The following is an 11,139-nucleotide window of genomic DNA, read 5'->3' as shown; positions in this document are numbered from 1 at the left end:
ATGGTACTACCGCTTAAGCGTTGGAAGAGTAGGGCGTCGCCAGGCATTGCAGCAGGCGCTTTGGATAGAAGAGCACGGAAAAACCCATTCACAGTTTCAAAAAGGCGGCACCGGACGCAAGTTCGGCGGTCGCCTTTTTCTTTTTTTGGATCAGTCATTTATGATTGCTCCTGGTTGACGCGGGATGGAGCAGCCCGCCGCCGGATCGCGAGAGCGATACGGGAAACAAAAAGGGCTTCCGGGCGGCAGAGATGTCGCATCGTTGGTGGCGCGGGATGGAGCAGCCCGGTAGCTCGTCAGGCTCATAACCTGAAGGTCGTAGGTTCAAATCCTACTCCCGCAACCAACAAGAACAGCCCGCCTCGTGCGGGCTTTTTTTGTTTAGGGATTGCACGATGCACTCAAGCCCGATAGCGCGATATGCATGTCCGATTGCGAAACCTGTGTTGTCCGCAACCGCGCGATTTGTTCGGCGCTCATGCCCGACGAATTAACCGCGCTGGGCAAGTTGGGCCGCAAACAGCATGTTTCGCGCGGCCAGACTCTTGTCTGGGAAGGCGACGAGTCACTCGTTGTAGCCAATGTCATCCAAGGCGTTTTGAAGCTGTCGGTGTCGACGCAGGATGGCCGAGAGCAGATCGTAGGCGTTGTTTTTCCATCAGATTTTATTGGGCGCCCGTTTGGCAAGGAAAGCCCCTATGGGGTTACCGCGCTGACCGATGCCGAGGTGTGCATCTTTACACGGACTGCCTTTGACGGCTTTGCCAAGGAACATCCTGATCTGCAGCATAAACTGCTCCAGCGCACGCTCGACGAGCTTGACCGCGCTCGTCAGTGGATGATGCTGCTTGGGCGGAAAACCGCGAGCGAACGCATTGCCACATTGTTGATCGAGATATCCGATCGGCTGGGTGCTGCCGGGTGCAGCGCCATCGCACCTTTTCTCGACAAATTCGAACTGCCGATGGATCGCCAGCAAATGGGCGACCTGCTTGGCCTCACCATCGAAACCGTCAGCCGCCAGCTCACCAAGCTGAAAGAGGCAGAAATCATTGAATTGCCCGACCGGCGTAGCGTCGTCATCAAGGACCGCCGCAGGCTAGAGAACATAGCAACAGCTGCCTGACGGCAGTTGCAAATACTGCAAGCTGGTTTGCTTGACCTAGGTCAATGCAGACGGGCCGCCCGGTTGCGATGCGCTTTGATGCCAATTCCCCTTTTCGAGGGGAAAAGTAACGGGGAAAGATCATGGAAAGATTGATGATGCGGGGCGGAGCGTGGTTGGCCACAGCTTTGGTTCTGCTCCTTGCGGCGGCTGCCAGTGCCGATTGGGCCTTTTCGGTCCATATGAGCATTGCATGCCTTGCTGCACTGCTTGCTGCCTTTGCCAGCGCAAAGGGATTTGATTTTGTCGGTCAACGCTATCCGGCGTTATCGTCGCAGGCCGCTTCGACCTATGACGATGATCTGATCCGCTTGGGGGTGATCGCGACGATATTCTGGGGCCTCGCCGGTTTTCTGGCAGGTCTGTATATAGCGCTGCAGCTCGCTTTCCCGGCCCTCAATCTCAATTTTGAATATACAACTTTCGGACGCTTGCGGCCGTTGCACACTTCTGCAGTGATCTTTGCGTTCGGAGGCAATGCGCTGATCGCCACGAGCTTTTACGTGGTTCAACGCACTTGCCGGGCGAGACTTGCCTTCCCCGGTCTCGCCCGGTTTGTCTTTTGGGGCTACCAATTGTTCATCGTCTTGGCGGCCACTGGCTATCTGCTCGGCGTATCCCAAGGCAAGGAATATGCGGAGCCCGAATGGTATGTTGATCTCTGGCTGACCATCGTCTGGGTTGCCTATTTGGCGGTCTTCGTCGGTACGCTGGTGAAGCGCAAGGAACCGCATATCTACGTCGCCAACTGGTTCTATCTGGCGTTCATCCTGACGGTCGCCATGTTGCACCTCGTCAACAATGTCTCCTTGCCGGTAAGCTGGGCCGGATCGCAGAGCTATTCGGTTTATGCAGGCGTGCAGGGTGCGCTGGTGCAATGGTGGTATGGCCATAATGCGGTGGGCTTTTTCCTGACCGCCGGTTTCCTTGCCATGATGTATTATTTCGTGCCCAAGCAGGCCGAGCGCCCGGTTTACAGCTACCGCCTTTCGATCATCCACTTCTGGTCGCTGATCTTCCTCTATATCTGGGCAGGTCCGCACCATTTGCATTACACAGCGCTACCCGACTGGGCACAGACGCTGGGCATGGTGTTCTCGATCATGCTGTGGATGCCCAGCTGGGGCGGCATGATCAACGGCCTGATGACGCTCAACGGCGCATGGGACAAGATCCGTACCGATCCGATCATCCGCATGTTTGTGATGAGCCTCGCCTTTTACGGCATGTCGACCTTCGAAGGGCCGATGCTGTCGATCAAGGCGGTGAACAGCCTGTCGCATTATACCGACTGGACCATTGGTCACGTCCACTCTGGCGCACTGGGCTGGAATGGCATGGTGACCTTTGGCTGCCTCTATTATCTGGCACCGCGTCTGTGGAACCGCCAGCGTCTCTATTCGCTGCGCATGGTCAACTGGCACTTCTGGCTGGCGAGCGCCGGGATCGTTTTCTACGCCTCGGCTATGTGGGTCTCGGGCATCATGCAAGGCCTGATGTGGCGCGAATATGGGGCCGACGGCTATCTCGTTTACTCCTTCGTTGAAACGGTCGACGCGATGTTCCCGATGTATCTGATCCGCGCCTTTGGCGGCCTGCTTTACTTGGCCGGTGCCCTGGTGATGACGGTCAACATCTGGAAGACGATCGCCGGTTCTCCGCTGCGCGAAGAACTGCCGATGACCGAAACCCCCCACAATCCTGAAGCGGACCGCCCGGCGGTTGCCGTGCCTGCCGAATAAGGAGCAAAGACAATGGCATTCCGTATCATTGAACATGGCAAGCTGGAGCGTAACGTCGCCCTGCTTGGCTTCTTTGCCCTGGTGACCGTCGCGATTGGCGGTCTGGTGCAGATCACGCCGCTTTTCTGGATCGATTCGACCATCGAGAAAGTTGAGGGGATGCGCCCCTACACCCCGCTCGAACAGGCCGGTCGCAACATCTATGTGCGCGAGGGCTGCTATGTCTGCCACAGCCAGATGATCCGGCCGTTCCGCGACGAAGTCGAACGCTATGGCCAATACAGTCTGGCGGCAGAAAGCGTCTATGACCATCCATTCCAATGGGGGTCGAAGCGGACTGGGCCCGATCTGGCGCGCGTTGGTGGGCGTTATTCGGATGAATGGCACCGTGCGCATTTGAAAGATCCGCGCGCGGTTGTGCCCGAATCAATCATGCCGCCTTACGCCTTCCTCGCCGAACACGAGCTCAAGGTGGGTGACATGGGCAAACAATTGTCAGCACTCAGCGCGGTTGGCGTTCCTTACAGCAAGGAAGCGATTGCCGAGGCTAATGCCGATCTTATCGCACAGGCCTATCCCAATGCCGACAGCGCAGGGCTGAAGAAACGCTACGCCAAGGTTCAGGTCCGTGATTATGATGGTGATCCGTCACGCGTTACCGAAATGGACGCGCTGGTCGCTTACCTTCAGATGCTCGGCACCTTGGTCGACCATAAAAAGGCCGCCGCACAACAGGTGCCGAATGCGGAGGCGGCGAAATGACCTACGAAACCGCACGCCAGTTTGCCGACAGCTGGGGACTGTTGTTCACAGTCCTCCTCTTTCTGGGGCTCGTCGGATGGACATTTCGCAAGGGGGCAAGCCGCGACCATGACGCTGCGGCGAACATGATTTTCAGGGACGACGACAATGGCTAAAAAACCTGGTGACGACACCCAACGTATCGACCAGCCAACAGGCACGGCCTTTGTCGGCCATGAATGGGACGGTATCGAGGAGCTGAGTACGCCGCTGCCGCGCTGGTGGCTGTGGACCTTTTATATCTCGATCATCTGGTCGCTGGCCTATGTCATCATGTACCCGGCTTGGCCGCTGGTGAACAGCGCGACCGAAGGCATGCTCGGCTGGACCAGTCGCGGGCAGTTGGCAGCAGAAATGCAGGCGGCAGATGCCAAGCGTGCACCGCTGGTGAATGCGCTGGCGGCAATCCCGGTCGAACAGCTGCTCGCTGACCAAAAGCTCTATCAGGGTGCGGTTGCAGGCGGTTCTGCCGCGTTCAAGGTTCACTGCGTGCAGTGCCACGGATCGGGCGCGATGGGCTCCAAAGGCTATCCGAACCTGAATGACGATGATTGGCTGTGGGGCGGCGATATTGCCGCAATCCATTATACGCTGACGCATGGCATCCGGAACCCGGATCATCCCGAAACGCGCCAGTCGGCCATGCCCGCCTTTGATGGCGTGCTGACACCTGCCGAAATTGCGGCGGTCGTGGGGCATGTCCAATCGCTTTCGGGCAAAGCGAAGCCCAATGCCAAGGGTGCAGAACTGTTCGCCACCAATTGCGCGTCGTGCCATGGTGCCGATGGCAAGGGCTTGCGCGAATTTGGAGCGCCAAATCTGGCGGACAATATCTGGCTCTACGGCAGCGATCCGGCGACGCTGACGCAAACGATCAAGCAAAGTCGTCAGGGCGTGATGCCGCGCTGGAATGACAAGCTCGACGCGGCTACTATCAAGATGCTCGCCGCCTATGTCCATTCGCTGGGCGGCGGTGAAGCCACTCCGGCTGCGGCGGCTCCTGCTGCTGCACCCGCAACGATGGAGGCTAAGGCGGCCAATGGCCAACCTTGAAGACCTGCTAGGGGTGGACGACCCGCTCTACGAGAAGCGCAAGGGCGTCTACCCCAAGTCGGTCGATGGCTTCTTCCGGCGGTTCAAATGGGCGATCATGGCGATCACCCTGACCATTTATTACGCCACCCCCTGGATAAGGTGGGATCGGGGTCCGCACGCCCCCGATCAGGCTGTTTTGGTCGATCTCGCCAATCGCCGTTTCTATATGTTCAACATCGAAATCTGGCCGCACGAATTTTATTATGTGGCCGGGCTGCTGGTGATGGCGGGGATGGGGTTGTTTCTGGTGACCAGCGCCGTCGGTCGCGCCTGGTGCGGCTATGCCTGCCCGCAAACCGTGTGGACCGACCTGTTCCAGCATGTCGATCGCTTCGTCGATGGTGATCGCAACGCGCAGATCCGCCTCGAAAAAGCGCCCTGGGGTCCGGAGAAGATTTTCAAGCGCCTTAGCAAATGGTCGATTTATCTGTTCGTCGCCTTCTGGACTGGCGGCGCGTGGATAATGTATTTTGCCGATGCACCTACGCTGACGGTAGATTTCTGGACGGGTCAGGCAGCTCCCGTGGCCTATGCTACGGTCGGCGTGCTGACCGCGACGACCTTCATCTTCGGCGGTTTCATGCGCGAACAGGTGTGCGTCTATATGTGCCCCTGGCCGCGCATCCAGACCGCGATGATGGACGAAAAATCGCTGATCGTCACCTATCGCGAATGGCGCGGCGAACCGCGCGGATCGGTGAAAAAGGCAGAGGCCCAGCCGGGTGCTTTCGGTGACTGTGTTGATTGCAACCAGTGCGTGGCCGTTTGCCCGACGGGCATCGACATCCGCGAAGGGCCGCAAATCGGTTGCATCACCTGCGCCTTGTGCATCGACGCCTGCGACAGCGTGATGGAGCAGATTGGCCGTCCGCGCGGCCTGATCGACTATCTGACGCTTGATGATGTCGCGACCGAAAAAGCTGGTGGCACCGCGCATCCGACTTTGAAGACACTCTTCCGCACGCGGACGTTGGTCTATTTTGGTATCTGGTGTTCGATCGGCCTCGCCATGCTGTTCACATTGGGGCAGCGCACCCGGCTCGACTTGACTGTGCAGCATGATCGCAACCCTCTCTATGTCCAGCTTTCGGATGGTTCGATCCGCAACAATTACACCGTCAAGGTCCGCAATATGGAGACCCGCCAGCGCGAGGTCGAACTGGTGATCAAGGGGCTTCCGGGTGCCATCGCATGGACCAGCACCGGATCGCGCGAAACCGCAACCGATCGTGTGAAAGTCTCGGTTGCACCCGATACGGTGCAAAAGGTGCGCTTATTTGTCGTCGCGTCGACCGAGGGTGCAACCCGGACCGATTTCGAAATTCAGGCCATTGCGCTGACCGGCAGTGAAAAAGGCGATAGCGACAGCGTGCGTTTTGAAGCGCCGGAGGCAGGACAATGAGCGAAGCCAGAACCAAGCCCTTTACCGGCTATCATATGGCCGCAATCCTGATCGGATTTTTCGGCATCGTGATCGCGGTGAACATCTACATGGCCAAGGTCGCGGTCGGCACCTTTGGCGGCACCGTGGTCGACAACAGCTATGTCGCCAGCCAGAATTATAATGAGTGGCTGGCCGAGGCCGACCGGCAGAGCAAATTGGGCTGGTCGATCACGGCGTCACGTGTCGCTGGCGGTAAGGTTGCTTTGCAAGTCACCGACAATGGCGTTGCAGGGCAGGGCTTTGTCATCAGTGCACGCGCCATTCACCCACTCGGTCGTGCCCCCGAGCAGGCACTACGCTTTGAACCGCAGGGTGATGGCAACTGGCTTTCGACGCAGGCACTGCCCAGCGGGCGCTGGACGCTCCACTTCGAAATGCGGCGCAATGCTGACCATTCCCGCATGATAGCCGACGTCAAATGAACGCACCTGCACCCCAGGCATCGATAACGGCATTGCCGGAAACGCTGTTTGCGGTGCCGGGGATGCGCTGTGCGGGGTGCATTTCGAAGATCGAAACCGGACTGACCCAAGTGCCGGGGATTGCTGCCGCGCGGGTCAACTTCACTGCCAAGCGGGTTGTGATCAGCCATTTGCCCGAAACCACCGTCCCCGAAATCCAGCGCGCCTTGGCCAAGCTTGGCTTTGAATCGCAACCGTTAGGTGATGAACTGGCGGGCATCTCGGATGAGAGCAGCCGTGAATTGCTGAAGGCAATGGCCGTCGCCGGCTTTGCCATGATGAACATCATGTTGCTGTCGGTTTCGGTCTGGTCGGGAGCAACGGGCGGCACCAAAGACCTGTTCCACTGGCTGTCGGCTCTGATTGCTTTGCCGACCGTGGCCTATTCGGGTCGGCCCTTTTTCCGTTCGGCTTGGGCCGCGCTCAAGAACCGGCGTACCAATATGGATGTGCCGATTTCGATCGGTGTTGCCCTGACCACAGCCCTGTCGCTCCACGAAACATTCGTTAGCGGCCCGCATGCCTATTTCGATGGCGTGGTCATGTTGCTCTTTTTCCTGCTCACAGGCCGCTGGCTGGACAGTGTGATGCGTGACCGCGCGCGCGATGGTGTCTCGGCACTGCTCAAACACAAGGCCGCTGGTGCACTGGTTCTGGCTGACGACGGCACTTCCAGCTGGGTCAATGCTGATGCGCTCAAGTCCGGCATGGTGATGCTGGTCGCTGCGGGCGAACGCCTGGCAGCAGACGGCATCGTTACCAAGGGGCGTTCGCAATTCGACCTTTCGCTGCTCACCGGAGAATCAGCGCCGGTTCAGGTCGCGCCGGATGACAGCGTGCATGCCGGAACGTTGAATGTAGATGCACCCGTCGAGGTGAAAATTACCGCGGCAGGTGCAGCCACTGCGCTTGCCGATATTGCGCGGCTGATGGAAGATGCGGGTCAATCCAAATCGCGCTACGTCCGCATCGCTGACCGTGCCGCGCGCTATTATGCGCCTGCTGTGCACACGCTGGCTTTGCTCAGCTTTGCGGGCTGGATGCTCGCCGGGGCGGGCTGGCACCAATCGCTGCTGATCGCGGTCGCGGTGCTGATCATCACTTGCCCTTGCGCTTTGGGCCTGGCCGTACCCGCCGCGCAGATTGTGACGGCAGGTGCATTGATGAAAAAGGGCATATTGGTCAAAGACGGCTCTGCGCTCGAGCGGCTGGCAGAGGTGGATCGGGCGTTGTTCGACAAAACCGGCACACTGACCTTGGGCCGCCCTGAATTGGTGGATCGCGACCGACTTCCGGCCTCGGCCAAACCAATTGCGCTGGCCTTGGCGCGAGCCAGCCGACACCCGCTGTCGCAAGCCTTGCGCCGCGCGCTTGAGGCCGATGGCGTGGCGGCGGCCGACATTACAGATATCAGGGAAATTGCCGGTCAAGGGGTCGAGGCGCTTTACGGATCGGAGAGGATCCGTCTCGAGCGCCCCGATGCGAGGAGCGCCGGTGCATCGCTAGCCGTCCAGTTTCGGCAGGGTGATGCACCGGCGATTGTCCTGACCTTTGAAGATGGCATGCGCCCTGACGCGCAATCGGCGCTGCACCAATTGCGGGCGCTGGGCATCGAAAGCAGCATAGTTTCCGGCGACCGAGCCGAGGCTGTCCAACCCGTTGCACGCGAATTGAGCCTGACTGCGCAGACCGCCATGCAACCGCAGGATAAACTTGATACGATTTCGCGTCTCGCTGCGGCAGGTCACAAGGTGTTGATGATCGGGGATGGCTTGAACGACGGGCCAGCACTTGCCGCTGGCCATGCTTCATTGGCACCTGCCTCGGCGAGCGATGCGGGGCAGAATGCGGCCGATGCCGTGTTCATGGGTGACAGCCTTGCACCGGTTGCCATTGCCGTCCGCGCCGCGCGCGCCACGCAGCGGATTGTGCGGCAAAATTTTGTGCTGGCGATCGGCTATAATGTCATTGCCGTCCCGATGGCGATCATGGGGATGGTGACTCCGCTGATTGCGGCGCTCGCAATGTCTGGTTCGTCCATCATCGTCGTGGCCAACGCGTTGCGGTTGAAGGGCGCTGCGAAATGACTGGCATCCTGATCCTAATCCCGATCGCGCTGGGTCTGGGCTTGCTAGGTTTGGGTGCCTTCTTCTGGTCGCTGCGCAGCGGCCAGTTCGACGATCTCGATGGCGCTGCGCTGCGTATCTTGATCGATGATGAGGGGCCGGATGATGACTGACCGTCGCATTAATCCGTGGGTTGCAGCGCTGGCTTCATTGGCGCTTTCGATGCCCATTCCCGCAGCGGCGCAAGCGCGTTCGATCATGGTGTCGAACTGCATAGGCGGGATGGACCGTATCGACATCCCCGCTGACCCTACACAGCCTAGCGATCATGGTTGCTGCAATAAAGGCTGCCACGCCGCCAATGACCGGCGCAAAAAGAACCAGGACGACCGCCAAGACGACTGCTGCTGAGTTGGCGGCAACTATCTTCAAATCAGATGCTCCGCTGCACCAGCGCAGGCTGGTGCCTATCTCGCATCTCGATTTAGCCGGAAAGGCGTAATGGGCCCCAGCCTGCGCTGGGGCGGCGCGGCTTTGTTTGATCGGCTTAATCACCCACAAAAAAGAGGCGGGCTCTTGCGAACCCGCCCCCATAGGGAGGAGCTGGTAAAGCGGGTTAGAGCTTGAAGCCCACACCCACGCCAAAGACGAGCGGATCGATATCCACGCCCACGCGCTGCACGCCGGCAGCGGTCGTGTTCAGGCGGGCATTGGTGTCCATCTTGATATATTTGACGTCGAAATTGAGGAACATCTTTTCGTTCAGATCGATGTCGATCCCGGCCTGCGCGGCCCAGCCAAAGCTGCTGCTGAGGTGGACGTTGGTGGGGCCGACAGCGGCTTCAAGGCCGTTCGATGCCTTTTCTTTGTAGAACAGGGTCCAGTTGACGCCTGCGCCGACATAGGGGCGCACCTTGGCTTCGGGCGCGAAGTGATATTGCAGCGTCACGGTCGGCGGCAACACCCAGGTCGAGGCGAGCTTGCCGATACCCCCAGTGGTTCCGGTGGTTCCCGATACGCTGTGCTTGGACGTGGCAGCGATCAGTTCGATGCCGACATTGTTGCTCACCATATGGGTGATATCGACTTCGGGCGTGATCGCATTGTCGACCGAAACAGTTTCGGCGGGAAATGCTGGCGTAATGCCGGTCGAATCTTCATTCGGCGCGACCAATATGCCGCGAATGCGGATAAAGGTATCGCCTGCTTCGGCCATGGCGGGGGTTGCCGCCATTCCAGCCATCAGGAGAGCGAGTGTGGAAATCGTTTTTATCTTGATGCTCATTATGTAACTCCCTGTGAGCGTTGGGTTATGGTCTTTTGCAGGTGTTCAGCCTGAACAAGGTGTAGGCCGGACACCAGCGGAAGAGCCCGGTGAAGAGCGGGACGAGCCCGACCCAACCCCAGACGGTTTTCGGCCCGACAAAGACGAGCGAAATCAGAATGATCCCAGCGACGATACGCAGGATGCGGTCAGCATTTCCGACATTGGTGTTCATGGGAAATTCCTTTTGAAGCGATCAGCGTGAGAGCATTAGCGGGACGCGTGATTGCATCGTCAGATAGCGGGTGACGCCGCCGAGCAGCGTTTCACGAAGCCGCGAATGGCCATAGGCACCGATCAAGATGCAGCCTGCACCATGATCAAGCGCGAATTGGTGCAGCACATCGTCAGTATCGCGCACGCCGGGCTTCAGCGTGTGCAGATCGGTTTTGATGCCGTGGCGCGACAGATATTCGGAGGCCGCAGTTTGCGGGAATTCCTCTTCCTTATTGCCGATCGAAACCAGATGCACGGCAGAGGCCATTTTGAGCGTCGGCAGCGCATGGCGGATCGCGCGTGCAGCCTGTTCCGAGGCGTTCCAGCCAACCACGACAGGTGCGGTCGGATCAACCCGGTCGCACCCGGCGGGAACGACCAGAACCGGGCATCCGGAATGAACGACGACGGCGTCGACGATTGGCAAGGGATGTGTCACATCACCTTTCTGCGGGCCTGCCTGACCGAGAACGACCAGATCGGCAAGTGATGATGCAGAAACAATAGTCTGCGCGACGTCGCCATCGAACGCCTGCCAATCCCAACGGACATCTTCCTTCGCAAGCCGCTCCTCGACCTGCTTTTGCAATTGGTCCTGCTTCTTCCGCAACTCCTCGATCAAGACGCTGCTGGTGAACATGCCGCCAGCGGGATCGAAGGCCGCATAGGCACCATAAGGCGTCACATGCATGCAGGTGAGATGCGCGTCATGCGCGCGGCAAATGTCGAGTGCGGCGGTCAGGCGGCCTTCAAAACCGCTGTCGTCGTGGACATGAACTAATACGGACTTCAGCATTGCAACTTCCCCTGCAATTCCGATTGATG

13 protein-coding genes and 1 tRNA gene are annotated in these 11,139 nt (G+C 59.0%); 11 read left to right on the top strand and 3 right to left on the bottom strand.

The features are described 5' to 3' along the window. The first annotated feature begins 269 nt into the window (after window positions 1–269). From ABL922_RS09650 to ABL922_RS09600, 11 genes are all read left to right on the top strand, one after another. Window positions 270–346 (top strand) — tRNA-Met (locus tag ABL922_RS09650). Window positions 347–424: 78 nt separating this feature from the next. After that, window positions 425–1,126, top strand: a complete 702-nt coding sequence (locus ABL922_RS09645; RefSeq protein ID WP_349024001.1) for a Crp/Fnr family transcriptional regulator — start codon at window positions 425–427, stop codon at window positions 1,124–1,126. A 122-nt stretch (window positions 1,127–1,248) separates the two neighbouring features. Then, a complete protein-coding gene (gene ccoN, locus ABL922_RS09640) occupies window positions 1,249–2,907 on the top strand; it encodes a cytochrome-c oxidase, cbb3-type subunit I (RefSeq protein WP_349024000.1) in 1,659 nt (552 codons plus the stop codon). Between the two features lie 12 nt (window positions 2,908–2,919). Then, complete coding sequence (gene ccoO / locus ABL922_RS09635) at window positions 2,920–3,669, top strand: cytochrome-c oxidase, cbb3-type subunit II (RefSeq protein WP_349023999.1); 750 nt, start codon at window positions 2,920–2,922, stop codon at window positions 3,667–3,669. Beyond that, the gene (locus tag ABL922_RS09630; RefSeq protein WP_349023998.1) at window positions 3,666–3,824 is read left to right on the top strand and encodes a cbb3-type cytochrome c oxidase subunit 3; all 159 of its coding nucleotides are present in this window, start codon (window positions 3,666–3,668) and stop codon (window positions 3,822–3,824) included. Before ccoO ends, ABL922_RS09630 begins: the two co-directional genes overlap by 4 nt. Continuing rightward, complete coding sequence (gene ccoP, locus ABL922_RS09625) at window positions 3,817–4,761, top strand: cytochrome-c oxidase, cbb3-type subunit III (protein ID WP_349023997.1); 945 nt, start codon at window positions 3,817–3,819, stop codon at window positions 4,759–4,761. The genes ABL922_RS09630 and ccoP overlap by 8 nt, the downstream gene beginning before the upstream one ends. Further along, a complete protein-coding gene (ccoG, locus tag ABL922_RS09620; protein ID WP_349023996.1) occupies window positions 4,748–6,205 on the top strand; it encodes a cytochrome c oxidase accessory protein CcoG in 1,458 nt (485 codons plus the stop codon). Before ccoP ends, ccoG begins: the two co-directional genes overlap by 14 nt. Next, window positions 6,202–6,669, top strand: coding sequence for a FixH family protein (locus tag ABL922_RS09615; protein WP_349023995.1), 468 nt, complete (start codon window positions 6,202–6,204; stop codon window positions 6,667–6,669). Before ccoG ends, ABL922_RS09615 begins: the two co-directional genes overlap by 4 nt. Next, window positions 6,666–8,795 (top strand): heavy metal translocating P-type ATPase, encoded by a 2,130-nt coding sequence (locus ABL922_RS09610; protein ID WP_349023994.1) that lies wholly within the window; start codon window positions 6,666–6,668, stop codon window positions 8,793–8,795. Before ABL922_RS09615 ends, ABL922_RS09610 begins: the two co-directional genes overlap by 4 nt. Next, window positions 8,792–8,947 carry a cbb3-type cytochrome oxidase assembly protein CcoS gene (gene ccoS, locus ABL922_RS09605; protein WP_349023993.1) on the top strand — a complete coding sequence of 52 codons (156 nt, stop codon included), beginning with the start codon at window positions 8,792–8,794 and terminating at the stop codon, window positions 8,945–8,947. Before ABL922_RS09610 ends, ccoS begins: the two co-directional genes overlap by 4 nt. Beyond that, complete coding sequence (locus ABL922_RS09600) at window positions 8,937–9,185, top strand: hypothetical protein (protein WP_349023992.1); 249 nt, start codon at window positions 8,937–8,939, stop codon at window positions 9,183–9,185. The genes ccoS and ABL922_RS09600 overlap by 11 nt, the downstream gene beginning before the upstream one ends. Window positions 9,186–9,390: 205 nt before the next feature. On the opposite strand, the gene ABL922_RS09595 is transcribed toward ABL922_RS09600, so the two are convergent. The 3 genes from ABL922_RS09595 to ABL922_RS09585 are packed head-to-tail and all read right to left on the bottom strand — an operon-like array spanning window position 9,391 to window position 11,110. Further along, window positions 9,391–10,059, bottom strand: a complete 669-nt coding sequence (locus tag ABL922_RS09595; RefSeq protein WP_349023991.1) for an OmpW family outer membrane protein — start codon at window positions 10,057–10,059, stop codon at window positions 9,391–9,393. Window positions 10,060–10,084: 25 nt separating this feature from the next. Next, entirely contained in the window at window positions 10,085–10,273 is a 189-nt protein-coding gene (locus ABL922_RS09590) for a DUF2892 domain-containing protein (protein WP_349023990.1), read from the bottom strand. A gap of 21 nt (window positions 10,274–10,294) precedes the next feature. Then, on the bottom strand, window positions 10,295–11,110 hold the full coding sequence (locus ABL922_RS09585) for a universal stress protein (RefSeq protein WP_349023989.1): 816 nt from the start codon (window positions 11,108–11,110) through the stop codon (window positions 10,295–10,297). Window positions 11,111–11,139: the final 29 nt, after the last annotated feature.

Origin of the sequence: Sphingorhabdus sp. (genome assembly GCF_040079335.1) — a bacterium.
Classification (GTDB): Bacteria; Pseudomonadota; Alphaproteobacteria; order Sphingomonadales; family Sphingomonadaceae; genus Sphingorhabdus_B.
This window is presented reverse-complemented; position numbering and strand designations above follow the sequence as displayed.